The organism is Microbacterium sp. NPDC080220 (assembly GCF_040686395.1).
Classification (GTDB): domain Bacteria; phylum Actinomycetota; class Actinomycetes; order Actinomycetales; family Microbacteriaceae; genus Microbacterium; species Microbacterium gawkjiense.
The window spans coordinates 477,508-492,045 of record NZ_JBFBOP010000001.1 but is presented as its reverse complement, the minus strand read 5'-3'; the positions used below and the strand labels follow the sequence as shown (position 1 = coordinate 492,045).

The 14,538-nt window shown below is 74.7% G+C and carries 8 protein-coding genes; all 8 read right to left on the bottom strand.

The window, feature by feature from the left end:
* Nucleotides 1-16: 16 nt before the first annotated feature.
* The 8 genes from AB0P29_RS02590 to AB0P29_RS02555 are packed head-to-tail and all read right to left on the bottom strand — an operon-like array spanning nt 17 to nt 14,533.
* On the bottom strand, nt 17-499 hold the full coding sequence (locus AB0P29_RS02590) for a hypothetical protein (RefSeq protein WP_363378215.1): 483 nt from the start codon (nt 497-499) through the stop codon (nt 17-19).
* A complete protein-coding gene (locus tag AB0P29_RS02585; protein ID WP_363378213.1) occupies nt 492-1,337 on the bottom strand; it encodes a protein phosphatase 2C domain-containing protein in 846 nt (281 codons plus the stop codon). The genes AB0P29_RS02590 and AB0P29_RS02585 overlap by 8 nt, the downstream gene beginning before the upstream one ends.
* Nucleotides 1,334-2,497, bottom strand: coding sequence for a DUF5684 domain-containing protein (locus AB0P29_RS02580; RefSeq protein WP_363378211.1), 1,164 nt, complete (start codon nt 2,495-2,497; stop codon nt 1,334-1,336). The genes AB0P29_RS02585 and AB0P29_RS02580 overlap by 4 nt, the downstream gene beginning before the upstream one ends.
* Nucleotides 2,498-2,554: 57 nt before the next feature.
* Nucleotides 2,555-5,038 carry a transglutaminase-like domain-containing protein gene (locus AB0P29_RS02575; protein ID WP_363378209.1) on the bottom strand — a complete coding sequence of 828 codons (2,484 nt, stop codon included), beginning with the start codon at nt 5,036-5,038 and terminating at the stop codon, nt 2,555-2,557.
* Complete coding sequence (locus AB0P29_RS02570) at nt 5,035-6,384, bottom strand: DUF58 domain-containing protein (protein ID WP_363378207.1); 1,350 nt, start codon at nt 6,382-6,384, stop codon at nt 5,035-5,037. Before AB0P29_RS02570 ends, AB0P29_RS02575 begins: the two co-directional genes overlap by 4 nt.
* Nucleotides 6,381-7,373, bottom strand: coding sequence for a MoxR family ATPase (locus tag AB0P29_RS02565; RefSeq protein WP_064001698.1), 993 nt, complete (start codon nt 7,371-7,373; stop codon nt 6,381-6,383). Before AB0P29_RS02565 ends, AB0P29_RS02570 begins: the two co-directional genes overlap by 4 nt.
* A gap of 32 nt (nt 7,374-7,405) precedes the next feature.
* Complete coding sequence (locus AB0P29_RS02560; protein ID WP_363378204.1) at nt 7,406-13,390, bottom strand: Ig-like domain-containing protein; 5,985 nt, start codon at nt 13,388-13,390, stop codon at nt 7,406-7,408.
* Nucleotides 13,391-14,533: a serine/threonine-protein kinase gene (locus AB0P29_RS02555; protein WP_363378202.1), complete on the bottom strand. Its 1,143-nt coding sequence runs from the start codon at nt 14,531-14,533 to the stop codon at nt 13,391-13,393.
* Nucleotides 14,534-14,538 lie beyond the last annotated feature (5 nt).

Genomic DNA, 14,538 nt, shown 5'->3' with positions numbered 1-14,538 from the left:
TCGATGTCCTCCGTCATCACATTCCCCCTTGAACGAGCACGACGATGCCCCAGACGGCGCCGGCGACGACCGCCGTGCCGACGAGGCCGACGAGCAGCAGCAGCCCTGTGCGCGACCGGCGCGCCGGTGCGGGCGCCGGGGACACCGGGGGCGCGACCGGGGTCCGCACGACGCGTGCGGCGGGCTCGCCGCGCCGAGGCGCGTAGACCGGCTGCGACACGAGCGTGCCCGGCGCCGACGCGGTCCGCGGCGTGTCGGCGCGTCCGTGCGCGATGGACGTCCCCGCCGTCGTCGTGGGCCCGACGCGTCGGGCCGTCGCCCGGGTGCCCTCGTCGGTGCGCCGCTCGGCGAGGAGCGTCTCGTCGGCGTCCTCCGGTGCCGCGACCGGACCCGTCTCGGCCCGACGTGCGACGAGCCGGGTGTCGTCGTCGCGCTCGGCCCGCAGCTCGCGGCGCGTGCGGGGCGCGAGGCGCGTCTCGTCCTCGAACTGGTCAGTCATGGCGTTTCCGCCGCGACGGCACCGTCTCGACCTCGATCGTGCCGGTCGCGGGTTCGCTCGTGACGAGGCCGCCGGTCGTGTCCTCGAGGCGGGGGTGGATGCCGCCCCCCACCACGTCGACGACGATCGCCGTCACGTTGTCGCGGCCGCCGTGGGCGAGCGCCTGGGCGATGAGCGCCCCCGTCGTCTGCGCCGGGGACGCGCCGCTCAGCAGGCCCGCCCGGATCGCCTCGTCGGTGATCTCGCCCGAGAGGCCGTCGGAGCAGATGAGGATGCGCTCCCCGGTGACCACCGGCAGCAGCCAGAAGTCGGCGGGGCTGCGCTCGCCGCCGACAGCGCGCGTGATCACGTTGCGCCCCTCGAATGTCGACATCTCGTCGCGGGTCAGGCGCCCGGCATCCACCATCTCCTGCGCGATGGAGTGGTCGACGGTCACCTGCTCCAGGCGCTCGGAGAGCAGGCGGTACACGCGGGAGTCGCCGATGTTGACGACGAGCCACCGGGGCTCCCCGCCCTGCTGCACGGCCACGACGCCGGTGAGCGTGGACCCGGCGCCGCGGGTGGTGCCGCGGGCGATCGCGCCGACGGCGCGGTGGGCGGCCTGGACGGCCTCGGCGACCTCCTCGGGCGCGACGTCGCTGCGGCCGACGAAACCCCGGAAGGCGTCGACGACGGCGGCCGCGGCGCGGTCACCCGCCTCGTGACCGCCCATGCCGTCGGCGACGATGAACACGGGGAAGCTCGCGAGGTGCGCGTCCTCGTTCACCCGACGCCGCAGTCCGGTGTCGGTGAGCGATCCGCTGATGACCTCGACGTGCAGCGGGCGGGGAGAGGTCATCGGGCTCCCACGTCGAGGAACAGCTCCGCGTCGCCGAGGAGGAACCGCCCCGGGACGGGGACCGGCGTGCCCACCGCGATCTCGACGTCGCCGTCGCCGACGATCACGCCGTTGGTCGAGGACAGGTCGGTGATGCTCCAGCCGTCCTCGCCGCGGCGCAGCAGCGCGTGCGTCTTCGAGACCGTGCGGGTCGCGTCGTCGACGGGGACGGGCTGGGCACCGGGCGCCTGCGCCGGGGGCGTCGGATTGCGACCGAGGACGACGAGATCGGCGGTGAGCGGGACCGTCTGCCCGTTCGGGAGCCGCAGCGCGGCGCTCGGGCGTCGGTGCGCCGCCAGCACGGTGTGCTCCTCGACCTCGGTCGCCGCCGGGGCGGGGGCGGGCGGCAGCGGCGCCACCGGGGCCGCCGGCGTGGCGGCGGGAGCCGCGGAGGGGGCCGGCGCGAGCGGCGGCGGCGACCACGGCGTGACCGGTGCGGCGGCGGGGAAGGGGGTCGTCGAGGGCGGCGCGAACGCGGTCGTGTCCGACGGGACGGATGCCGCGGCCGTCGTCGGCTGCGCGTCGCCCGCGAACGGCGTCGGCGGCAGTCCGGTGCGCGGCAGGCCGTGCCACTGCGCCGAGCCCCACCCGATGACCGAGGCCCAGACGGGGAACAGGAGGACGCCCAGCACGACGAACCCGCCGCCCCGCTCGAACCCTCGGTTCAGGGGGCCCATCATGCGGACGAGGAGGATGATCGCTCCCGCCGCGAAAAGGAGCACGAGGACGAGGGGCACCACCGTCGCGCCGAGGAGCGCTCCGGCGGCGTCGCCGCCCGAGCCGCCGAACGCGGCGTTCTGCGCCGACGCGACGAACACCGCGTTGAGGACCGAGGCGAGGATCGTGGTGAGCAGGCCCCCGCCGACGAGGACCGCCGCCCACCATCCCTTCATCCCGGCCACCTCGAACAGGGTCCAGAGGTTCAGCACCGGGATCCAGGCGCGCGCGGCGGGTCGGTCGACCTTCCGGAAGACGGCGCTCAGCGCGAGGGCGGTCCACACGTAGACACCGGCGGCGAGGACGAGCTGGACGAACGCCACCAGCAGCGACGCGACGGCGAGACCGGCGGCGGCCCCGGCCGCCTCGGCAGCCGTCGTCGCGAGAGGGATCTCCGTGGTCATGCTCTGCATCCGTCCTGGCCCTCCGTCATCGATTCCGTCGATCCCGCACCGCACACCCTATCGGCGCGCGGCCCGTCCGCGCGGGAGCAACGAGCGCAGCGACAGGCGCGCGCGCAGCCGCGCCCAGAAGCCCTTCTCCGCCGCGAAGCGCGCGCGTTCGGCCGCGACGATCCGCCAGAACTCCTCGTTCTCGGCCGCCGTCGGCGGCACCACGTCGAAGACCGACCGGTCGGCCCACGTCGCCAGGCGGGTGCCCGCCGCCTCCTCCGCGTCGCCGGCGAACAGGCGCGCGAGCTCCTGGCGCGTCAGATGGGCGGGAGCCGGGTAGCCGTGGTCGACCGCCGTGTCGACGTACTCCTCCCAGCCGCCGGTGAAGCGCGCGGCGACGTCGCCGCGCCGGCGGCCGCGCCGCCGCAGCGCCTTGACGGCGAGGATCGTGACGAGCGGGCCGACGAGGACGATCACCGCGAGCAGCGAGACGCCGCCCACGCGCACCGCGGCCCACAGCGCCGACAGGTCGCGTTCCTGCGGAGCGGCCTCGGGGGCGCTCTGATCGCCGTCGGAGGGCGACGCGTCGGCGGGGAGCACCGGCTCGGCGTCCTCCCGGCTCACCTCGGTCGGGTTCTCGGGATCGCGCCGCTGCTCGAGATCGGGAGACGGGAAGCTCTCGTGCTGGGGGGTCACGTCGACGGGGAGCCAGCCCCCGGCGGCATCCGCCACCTCGATCCACGCGGCGAGATCGCCGCCCCGGCATCGTCCCTCGTCGCACACGGGCAGGTCCTCGTCCGAAGCGAGCCGCGTCCCCACGACGATCCGGGCCTCGAACCCGAGCTGGTCGGCGATGAGCATCGCCGCGACCGCGAACTGCTCGTCGTCGCCGACGGCGGCCACGAGGTCGGCGTCCGTGCCGCCGGGAGCCTGCGCCTCGCGCTCGAGCAGCTGCGTGAACAGCGTTCCGATGCGGTCGGCCGAATGCCCGGCGCGGGAGGGCTGGAAGCCGGCCCCGCCGAGCTCCCGCATCCAGGCGGGGACGGAGCCTCCCGGCAGCTGCAGCGCGTGGCTCAGGTAGCCGCGGCTGCGGAGGCGGTCCACGAGTGTCTCGAGGGCCGCGCCGCCCGTACCGGCATCCTGGCTCTCCATCCACTCCGTCAGCGAGGCCGGGACGACCTCCGGCGGCAGGGACGGCCCGCTGCGGGACGGGGTGAGGGATGCCACGGGTCCGACCGCCTCGGAGGGGGATCCGGCGAGCCGGTAGGCGTCCCCGGTCTGCAAACCGTTCCCTGCGATCTCGATCGCGGCACCCGTGGCGGCGTTGTGGAAGAAGCCGTCCGCGAGCTCCGCCGCGCGGGGACCGTCGAACGACACGGCGCGCAGGTCGCCGACGGTCGGCACCCAGATCCCCGTGCCGGCGTCGATGCGCACCGTCACGGCGATCTCGCCGGTGCCGGCCGGGTCGAGCCGGGACGGGACGCGGGTGAACGCCGTCGCCGGGTCGGCGAGGCCCGCCTGCGGGTCGACCGCGCGCACCGTCCGGCCGTCATAGAAGGGGAGCGTCGCGAGCCGTACCCGCTCGGCGCCGGCGGCGGGGGAGACGGTGAAGAGAGGTTCGTCGAAGCGGTCGTCGCCGAACGAGGCGCGGTACGCGGCGAGCGGGCTCGGCGCGCGTTCGAGCTCGAGCACCGGGTCGACGACGCTCCGCGCCACCTCGCGCGGCTGGTCCGCGAGCGCCCACGGCCCCCACAGTGCGGCGACCGCCGCGGCCACGACGACCATGCCCGTCGCGGTCCCGACGCGCGCCGCGAGCCCGCGCCGCCGGCCACCCGGGCCGCGCGCCACCCCGGAGGCGGCGGCCGCCGTGGCGAGGGCCCGGCGTCGGTCGTGACCGGACCGCCACACCACCGCGACGAGCGCCGTGACGATCGCGGCGACACCGAGCAGGGTCTCGGGCTGCACCGCGACCGGGCCGACCCGCACGGGCGAGGCGAGCGAGCGCGCGCCGAAGGCGACCCCGAAGACGGTGGGCAGGAGCGCGAGGGCGACCGCCGGCATCCACCGCCGACGACTGCGCCACGCGATCGACAGCGCGGCTACCGTGCAGCCGAGGAAGAGGAAGAGGGCCGGGGCGAGTGTCGCCTGATACGACCCGAGCGGGAGTTCGAGGGTCAGCAGGTCCTTCCACCCCGTGACGGGGGCGGTCGCGACGTCGACGAGGGCGTCCACGGCGGCGTCGGGCGAGGCGAGCGACACCGCCGCGGCCACCGGCACCCCGAGCGCGATGTACGCGCCGAGGGCGGCGAGGGCGACCCACCAGCCCGACCAGCGCCAGCGGGTGCCGAGGGCGGCCACGAGGTGACCGGCGGCGATGCCGACGGTCAGGGCGACGACGAGGGCGGTGCTGCGGTAGATCGGCCAGGTCGCGACGGCCCCGACGGCGAGGACGAGATCGAGGACGAGCGCCTGGCCGACGAAGAAGCCCGCACGCGACGGGTTCCGGCGCCGCCGGGCCCGGCGCGGCGGGACGACCTCGACGGGGGCGGTCACGACTGCGCGCCCTTGGCGAGCAGCTGACGCAGGTCGTCGAGCAGCCCGATGGAGATGACGGTCATGCTGCCGAGCCGCCGGATGCCGGGCTCGGCCGTCGGCGCGCACACGAGGGCGACGACGGCCACCTCGGGGTCGAAGGCGAGCGCGGCGCTCTGCAGCTGCGTCGGGGTGAGGGGCGATCCGCAGACGAGGAAGGCGATCGACGCGTCGCCGTGGCGCGTCGAGGCGAGCGAGGCGACCTCGCGCAGCGGACTCGGGTTCACGCCGCGGTCGAGCCCGGCGAAGTCGTCGAGCAGGGTCCGGGTCGAGATCGTCGTGAGCGTTCGGAAGGTCCGCATCCGGCCGCGCGCGAACTCGGGGATCTCGGCACCGGTGACGACGGCGACGTCGCGGCCGTCGCGGATCCCGCGGACGCCGATGGATGCCGCGGCGCTGACCGCGAGCTCGAACTCGTCGTCGTCGGCGAACTCGTCGCCGCCGCGCCCGACCACGAGGATCATGCGGGAGCGGCGGGTCTCCTCGTACTGGCGCACCATCATGGCGCCCGTCTTCGCGGTCGACTTCCAGTGCACCTGACGGGGGGAGTCGCCCGGGACGTAGGGGCGGAGCGCGTGGAAGGAGAAGTCGGCGTCGACGATCGTCCGTGAGGGGCTCCCTTCCAGGTCGCGGATGAGTCCGGTCGCGGAGCTGCGCAGCGCCGTCGTCACCGGGTGCACGTAGAGCGTGTGCGTCTCCTGCCACGTCGCTTCGCGGGTGAGGATGCCGAGGGGGTCCCCGCGGACCGTGCGCGCGGGGCCGACCGTCACGATGCCCCGTCGGCGCGTCGGGATGACGACGGTCTCGGCGATCTCGTGCCGGGGTCGCAGCAGGGGGACGTGGACGTCGACGAGCCCGTCGCCGACGGGGAGGTCGACGTGACCGGGCAGGGCCGTCCGGCGGCCCACGTTCGCCACGACGATCCGCCCCTCGACGGGTGTGCCCGCGACGACGCGGTCGTGGGTGAGGCGCAGGGTCACCTCGTAGGCGCGCGCGCCGAACAGGAACGGCACCGACAGGAGCAGCAGGAGCGCCGCCGCCCCGCCCGCGACGGCGAACTCGAGCAGCCCGAAGGCGAGGCCGGCGGCGAGTCCGATCACCGCCACGGCGACGACGACCCAGCCCGCGGGCGAGACGGTGTCAGCGACGGAGCGCCCCACACGGGCGGCCGCGCGGCGCAGTCGGCGCCAGCCGTGCAGGCCCCGGACGGCGAGCACGGTGGTGCCCCGTCCGGCCTCGAAGCCCGTGCGGGTGTACCCGGTCGCCGCCGACGTCCGGGTCAGTCGCGACTGGGTGGACGAACTCACACGTTCTCTCGCTGACCGCGGTCGTCGGCGCGCTCCTGCTGCGAGGGCGGCACGACGTCCAGGAGCACCTGGCCGACGACCGCCTCGGCGGTGACGCCGTCGAACTCCGCCTCGGGGTCGAGGATCAACCGGTGCGCGAGCACCGGGACGGCGAGCGCTTTGACGTCGTCCGGGGTCACGTAGGTGCGGCGGTGCGCGAGCGCCCACGTGCGGGCCGCCTTCGTGAGGGCGAGGGCGCCGCGCACGCTCACGCCCAGGCGCACCTCGCGGGCGAGCCGGGTGGCCTCGACGATGCGCGCGATGTAGTCCAGGACGAGGGGGTTGAGGTAGCCGCCGCGGGCGATGTCGGCCATGCTGACGACGCCCTGCGGCGTGATGACGGGGCCGACCTCGCGCGGGCCGTCGCCGGATCCGTCGAGGATCCGGATGGTCGCGGCACGGTCGGGGTAACCGAGCGAGGTCTTCATGAGGAAGCGGTCGAGCTGCGCTTCGGGCAGCCGGTAGGTGCCGGCCTGCTCGACAGGGTTCTGGGTGGCGACGACGAGGAAGGGGACGCCGACGCCGCGCGTGACGCCGTCGACGGTGACGTGGCCCTCTTCCATCACCTCGAGCAGCGCCGACTGCGTCTTGGGCGACGCGCGGTTGATCTCGTCCGCCAGCACGACGTTCGCGAAGATCGGTCCCTGGTGGAACTCGAACTCGCCGCGGCGCTGGTCGTAGACGGTGATCCCCGTGACGTCGCCGGGGAGGAGGTCGGGGGTGAACTGGATGCGGGAGCTCGTGCCCTGCACCGAGCGCCCCATCGCGCGGGCGAGCGAGGTCTTGCCTGTCCCCGGGTAGTCCTCGAGCAGCAGGTGCCCTTCGGAGATCATCGCCGTGAAGGCGAGCTCGATGACGTGGCGCTTGCCGAGCACGACCTGCTCGACGTTGTCGACGAGCTTCGTGAAGGTGTCGGCGAACCAGGCGCTCTGCTCCTGGGTGATCGTCATCTCGGTCCTCTCGGGTCGCGTGGCGGGGGAGGTCATGGTCCCTCCGTGCCCGGCGGCGTGGTCTCGGTGGGGTCGGTGGGATCCGGGTCCGTGGGGGGAGGTTCGGCGGGCGGCGGGATCTGCTCGCAGTCGACGCCCACCGTCAGCTGGTCGAGTTCGCGCAGGGCGCCGGTCCACCGGATCGTGTACTCGACCCGCAGCGGTCCGAGTTCTCCCTCGGTGACATCCTTGCGGACGGATGCCACGTCTCCGCCGATGCCGCTCGGGAACCAGTCCGGGGTGTCCTCGTCGGACCGGCACGACGGCAGGTCGCTCGTGGCGACGAACACGGGCCAGTCGGCGCTGTCGCGGGCGGGCACGATGGGGGTCGGGTCGGAGCATTCGACCTCGATGCCGACGAACGTGTCGCACCACTGCGCGGCCCACCGGTCGCCGGGCTCGTTCGGACGCGGGGCGAAGGCGCCGACCACCTGCCCGTTGCGGAGGTACCGCAGGCGCGCGTCCTCGAACGGCCGCGCGCCCGGATCGCTGTGGGCGCTCCCGTCCTCGTACGTCTGCACGGCGTAGGTGAACCCCGACCCCTGGTCGCCGGTCGGGGTGGGCGACACGGTGTAGGTGAGCTCACCCGGTGCGCTGACGTTTCCCGTCGGGCGGGCGGTGATCTCGCCCGTGGTCACCCCGAAGCCGTCGCGGCCCTGATACGTGCTCGTGACGCAGGCGTAGACCGTCTTGGAGCGGAAGGGCTCCGCCGGGAAGGTCCGGCGGGACTCGCGGCTGTCGGGGGTGCAGGCCGCGGCCGACTCGTCGCTGAACCCGAACAGCGGCTCGGTGCCGTCGCTCTCGGCGGTGACCTGCGCCGTGACGGTCATGGAGTCGGAGGTCGTCGTCTGGGTGAGCGTCACGGTCGGGGCTCCGACGCCGTGTGCGCGCAGGTCGAGGGAGCGCCCCTCGCTCGACCCGCCGGCGACGCGGGGCAGTTCGAACTCCGTGAGCGGGGTCGCCGTCAGAGTCTGCGCCTCGTTCGAGCCGATGCGGTAGCCCGTGAAGACCGCCGTGCCGTCCCGCACCGTCTGGGTGGCGCTGCCGGCGACGCCGCCCTGCAGTCGGACGCTCCCGGTCGTGTCGTCGAGTCCCGTGATCGTGACGGTCGCACGTCCGCCGTCGCGGCCGTTCGGCACGGGGTCGAAGCTCGCTCCGGTCGGCCGCGCCGGCGGGCGGTACGACCACGCTTCGGTGCGGACCGTGCCGCGGGAGGTGCCCACGGCGTTGACCGCCCGGACCTCGTAGACCCGCTGCTCGCCCACGGGCGCGGCGATGGGTTCGCACCTGCCCGAGGCCGGGCACGAGGCGACCTCGCGTCCGCCCGTCGTGATCCGATACCCCTCGACGGCCGGGTAGGAGGCGGCATCCGAGGTCACCCGCAGGGTCACCGAATCCGCTGTGTAGGCGGTCCATTCCAGTCGGGTGGGGTCGGCGGGCAGTCCCCGCAGGTCGAGCACGACCGACCCGTTGCGATCGCCGCTGGACTGGCGGCCCTGCGCGTCCTCGACGACGAAGGTCCCGGCGCAGCGCGCCGCCCCCTCGGCATCCGATCGCCAGCTCGCCCGCACCGCGCGGTCGCCCGCGGGAGCGAAGCTCACCCCGTCGCAGTTGCCGGCGCTCGCCGCCGCGACCACGCGCAGCGGGGTGCCCGGGAGCGGGTTCACCTCGCCGTCGGCGCCGATCACCTCGATCGTGCACGAGGAGCGCCCGTCGGACTGCGAGCAGGTCTGCACCGCCGACCCGCCGCGCGGGAGCGCCGAGGGGGACGGGCCGACCGTGAGCACGAGGCTCGCGGGGCTCGCGTCGGGGTGGCTCGGGAGCGAGACCCGCACCTGCTCCTCGCGGCCGGGACGCGCCTCGTCGAGGGCCGTCACCGAGACGACGGCGCCGTCGGCGGCCACCTCGAACTGGTCCCCGTCGTAGGCGACGTCGAAGACGAGGGCGTCCTCGTCGGCGACTCCCGCCCACCGCACCATCCGGGTGAGGTCGTACGTCTGGGTCTGGCCGGGACGGACGGCGAGCGAGGCGCTGCGCAGCGACGGCTGCGGGATCTCCGCCTCGACCTCGACGGGGAGCGTGAGATACGTGGGCTGGTCCTGACCGGCCACGCGGGCCGCGACGATGCAGGAATCCCGCCAGGGTGCGCCGCGCCCGGCCGTGTACCGCACGACGGTGCCCGACACGACGCGGCAGGAGGCGTCCGCGCGCGCCCCGCCGGCCTTCGTGCCGTCGGCGTCCACGACGAGGACGGCGTCGTCCGGCAGCGCCACGAGGTCGGCGACGTCCGTATCGACGCTCTCGCCCTCGCGCACCCGCAGCGGGTCGACGTCCGCGCGCAGGGCCACCCGGATGTCGTCCGTCCCGGGCACGCGGAGGAAGCCGTACGTCGTGACCTCGGTGCCGTCGTACGCGGCCCCTGCGACGGTGAAGGGGATCAGGCGGGTGCGCTCGGGGAGCGGCCCCGAGATCCGCCAGCCCGACACGCGGAGGTCCCGCTGCTCGCCCCACAGCCGCAGCGACAGTCCCGACGGGTCTCCCGCATTCCAGGCGACCCGGCCGCTCAGGACGTCGACGCCACGGGTGAAACCGTCGCGGTCCTCGATCGAGAGGACGGTGTCGGAGATCACGGGATGATCGGGGACGGGGTCGCGGACGACCTTCACCACGAGCAGCCCGATCGCGGTGTCGCCGTCGGCGTTGGACACCTCGTACGAGTACGAGAAGGTTCCGAGGGCCGTCCCGGCCACGACGGTCACGGCGCCGTCGTCGGCGACCGCGATGCGCTCGGAAAGCGCGGCGTACTCGGGACTGTCCTCGGGCGCGTTCGGCGTGACGCCGGTCAGGTCGAGCGTGCTCCCGAACGGGTCCACGTCGTTGTCGGCCGGGCGGATGACGACGGTGCTGTCGGCTCCGGCCTGCACCTGGACGTAGTCGCTGAACGTGACGGGGCTCGGGTCGCTCTGCTGGGCGATGACCCCGATGCGCACCTCGCCGGTACCCGTGCGACCCCGGGCATCCTTCACCCGGTACTGGAACCGCACCTGCCCCGCGGCGCCGTCGCGGCTCGTGTAGACGATGGACCGGCCGTCGGCCGAGATCGTCGCCGAGCCTTCGGCGGGCTGGGTCGTGATGGCGTCGAGCGAGACGTCGTCGCCGTCGGGGTCGACCGCGTACCGGTCGAACGCGATCGCGACCGATTGGCCCGCGACGACCCTTCCCTCGAGGGTGCGGGGGACGGGGTCGCGGTTGTCGTCGCCGCCGGTGACCGTCACCGTGACCCGGGCGGTGTCGACCACCTCGGGGAAGCCGAGGCGGTAGATCGTGTACGTCAGCGCGTAGGTGCCCGCCTCGCGGGGCGCCAGGTAGCGCAGCATCCGTCCCGAGGCGAAGGCGAGGCCGCCGCCGGTCTCGTTCACGATCGACGACGGATCGATCGCGATGAGCGCGCCGGCGGGGGCGTGGTCGTTCTCCAGCACCGGGATGTCGATCTGCGTGCCGCCGCGCACCGTCACCGTGTCGTCGACGGCGATGGGCGGTTCGGCGGATCCCGCCGGCAGCAGGATGACGGTGACCTCGCCCTCGGCCAGCGGAGCGCCGCCGTCGCGGCCGTCGGTGAGCCCGTAGCGCACGACGCCGAGGCGGCCCGGGCCGCCGTCGTCGGTCGTGCCGCTCACCCGCAGCAGGCTCTGGCCGACGAGGTCGACGCTGAGCGCGGCGGTCGGGTCGCTGTCGGGGCGGATGTCCTCGAGCAGCAGGACGACGCCGGCGGGATTGGATGCCGCCGACGCGACGTCGATCGTGGTGTCCTCGCCCGGGCGGACGAACGCCGTCAACGGGGGCGTCGTCACGACGGTGTCGTCGGGGTCGCGGACCGTGATGCGAGCCAGGGCGGAGGCTTCGCCCGCGCCGTCGCGGACGGAGTACTGGACGACGTAGGACCCCGCCTCGCGGGCGTCGAAGGTCATCCGCAACGCCGACGCGTTCGGGGTCACGGTCGTGCGCGCGGTGTCGAGGGCGACGAGCGAGCCGATCGTCAGCGCGCCCGAGGCGCCGCTCACGTGGGGGGAGAGGTCGATGTCGAGCGGCTCGCCCACGACACCCGTCGCCGCGAACGACTCTGCGCGCAGCTCGGGTGCCGGGGTCACGCGGATCGTGACGGCCTGCGTCGTCGTCGCGCCGCGCGCGTCCGAGACGACGACCGACACGGGGATGCTGGCGGCCTCCGTCGCACTCGGATCGGGATGCTGGTAGGTGAACTCGCCCTCGGGCGAGGTCGTGGCCGTCCCGACCGAGGGGGCGCCCTCGATCCCGGCGAGGTAGACGGGGTCGCCGTCGGGGTCGACCCAGCCGCGCAGCAGGTCGGCCGACACCGTGCCGCCGGGAGCCACGGACGGGGCGGGCCAGGTGGCGAGGCATCCTTCCACCCCGCACCAGACCGGCGCCGCGTTGTCCTCCTCCGCGACGACCCGCAGGGTGACGGTCGCGTACTCGGAGAGCCGACCGCCGGCGGTCGTGCCGTCGGTGACGCGGTAGCGGAAGCTCGTGGTCCCGGTCGCCTCGGGCGCGACGCGGAACGCCAGCTGCTGCTCGGCGCCGGTGACGGCGACGGAGCCGAACGCCGCGTCGACCCCCTCGATGCCGCCGACGTCGATGCTGAGGACGTCCTCGTTGGGGTCGTGATCGTTCAGCAGGACGGGGAGCAGGGCGACCGAGCCGGCGCGCACCCCGAACGCGTCGTCGACGGCGACGGGGGGTTTCGGGTCGAGCACCCGCTCGACGGGATCGTCGTTCTGCGGCGCGGCCTCGCTGGTGTCCTCGACCCGCCACTGCTGAGACGACGGGATGAGCGCGCCGTCGGGCAGGCGCCACACCCAGCCGGAGCCGCGATCGTTCAGGGCCAGGCGCGAGCCGTTGCCGATGAAGACCGGGTCGACCCCGTCGCCGATGTCCGCGCCGGCGTAGTCGAGCGGCGTCGTCTCGGCCGGACGGCTGCTCGACCACAGCGTGCCGCCGACGGCGCCGTCGCCGAGCCACGCGGCGTGCACGACGCCGTCCGAGGCCACGGGGACGGCCGGCGTGCCGAGGCCGGGGGAGTCCAGCACGCGCTCGGGATCGCCCGCGCCGAGGGGGATCCGCGTGACGCCGCCGGGGTCGGCGATGACGACGGCGTCCCCCGAGGTCGCGGCGCGCTGCAGCACCGCGCCGCTCACGGGCGTCGTGTCGGCGATGTCGTCGCGGTCCTGCACGGCGACCTCGCCGGTCGCGACGTCGTACAGCACCCAGCGGCCGTCGACGGCGCTCACCTGTGCGTCGACGGGCGAGATCGGGGTCGGGTCCTGCCCCAGGATGCGACCGGTCGCCGCTTCGGCGCGCACGACCACGCTCTCGGCCGCCGAGTAGGCGTAGACGACACCGTCGGCGTCGACCGCGACGGCGGATGCCGCGAAGCGCGGCGCCTGCTCGCCGGGCTCTCGTTCCACCTCGGCGTACGGGTCGATCGGCGAGGCGGCGCCGCCCCCCGACAGCGTCGCCCCGAACACGCCGCCGCCCTCCGTGCGGTAGACGAGGGCGTCGCCCGCGGAGACGATCTCGACCGTGCCGGCGGGTGTCGGCGAGGAGGCGTCCTCGTCCTCACCGGTCAGGTCGGCGGGCTGGGCGAGATCGACGTCGGAGAACGCTGAGCCGCCCTCGCTGAAGACGAACAACCGGTCGGCGGTCTGCGCGACCTGGGTGCCGTTGACGACCTGTTTGACGGTGTCGACCTCGGCGAGGTCGAGGTTCACCCGTGCGTAGCCGCTGCCGGCGCCGGTCTGGAGAGCCCAGACCGTCGGGTCCTCGACCGGCGTCTGCTGGGCGTCGTAGCCGGGCCACACGGCGGCGAGCGTGCCGACCACCGCGACGATCGCGGCGACCGCACCGGCGCCGATCCACGTCGATCGGCGCACGCGAGGCCGGTCGGGCTGGGGTGAGGACATTCAGCCGGCCCCGCCGAGCAGGAGGAAGGTCGCGCCGGCGCCGGCGCCGGCCAGCACGATCCCGCCGATCGCCAGGGCGACGACGGTTCCGCGGCGCATCCGCGGGGCCGGTTCGGCGCCCGCGAGCACCGTGCCCTCGTCCGGGCGTCGCGGCGAGGCGGTGCGTCGGCGCTCGGGACGCGCGGACGCGTGGGCGACGGTCGGCCGCACGGGACCGCGGGGGCGGTCGTCGGCGAAATCCACGTGGGCGCCCGCGGACGCCCACTCGTCGACGGCGACCTCGAGCGGGGTGTGCGGGAGCCCCATCCGGTGCTGGATCATCTGCAGGTCGTGCGCGAAGGCCGCCGCCGAGGGGTGGCGCGCGGCGGGGTCGCGGCTGAGGGCGCGCGCGAGGACGGCGTCGAGCTCGGGCGGCATGTCGGCGCGGCCCACCGGCGTGTAGACCGCCTTGCGGATGCGGGCCTTCAACTGCTCCCGGGTGTTCTGCCCGCGGCCGGGACGCTCGAAGGGGCTGCGGCCGGCCAGGAGCGAGTAGACCGTCGCCCCGAGACTCCACACCTCCGCGGCGATGGAGCCGGAGACCCGCTCGTCGACGACCTCGGGCGCCGACCACGGCACGGACATAGCGAAGACCTCCTCGGTGTCGGGCCTGCCCTCGACGGCGGCCGCGATGCCGAAGTCGGAGAGCACGGGGGACCCGAACGCCGTCACGAGGATGTTGGAGGGCTTGATGTCGCGGTGCAGCAGGCCCGCCCGGTGGGCGGTCTCGAGGGCCGACCCGATCTTCACGCCGAGCTGCAGCACCTCCGCGACGGGGATCTCCTCGCGGCGGTACCGGTGGGTCAGCGACGTGGGGCAGTACTCCATGACGAGGTAGGGACGGCCGTCGGCCGAGACGGAGGCCTCGTGGATCGTGAGGATCGAGGGGTGCGCGCTCAGGCGGGCCATGACGTCGGCCTCGGCGTTGAACATGCGCAGCACGTTCTCGTCGACGACGTCCTCCAGCAGCACCTTCACGGCGACGGGACGGCGGGGCAGGTTCTGCTCGAACAGGAACACGTCCGCGAAGCCGCCCGCGCCGAGCGGCCGTACGTAGGTGAATCCCGACAGTCCGGGCGGGGTGGAGGGGAGCCTGCTGGACACGCCGT

Excerpts from the sequence above, each read along its gene's own strand:
- AB0P29_RS02590 (WP_363378215.1), bottom strand. The coding sequence starts at position 499 with ATGACTGACCAGTTCGAGGACGAGACGCGCCTCGCGCCCCGCACGCGC.
- AB0P29_RS02585 (WP_363378213.1), bottom strand. The coding sequence starts at position 1,337 with ATGACCTCTCCCCGCCCGCTGCACGTCGAGGTCATCAGCGGATCGCTC.
- AB0P29_RS02580 (WP_363378211.1), bottom strand. The coding sequence starts at position 2,497 with ATGACCACGGAGATCCCTCTCGCGACGACGGCTGCCGAGGCGGCCGGG.
- AB0P29_RS02565 (WP_064001698.1), bottom strand. The coding sequence starts at position 7,373 with ATGACGATCACCCAGGAGCAGAGCGCCTGGTTCGCCGACACCTTCACG.
- AB0P29_RS02560 (WP_363378204.1), bottom strand. The coding sequence starts at position 13,390 with ATGTCCTCACCCCAGCCCGACCGGCCTCGCGTGCGCCGATCGACGTGG.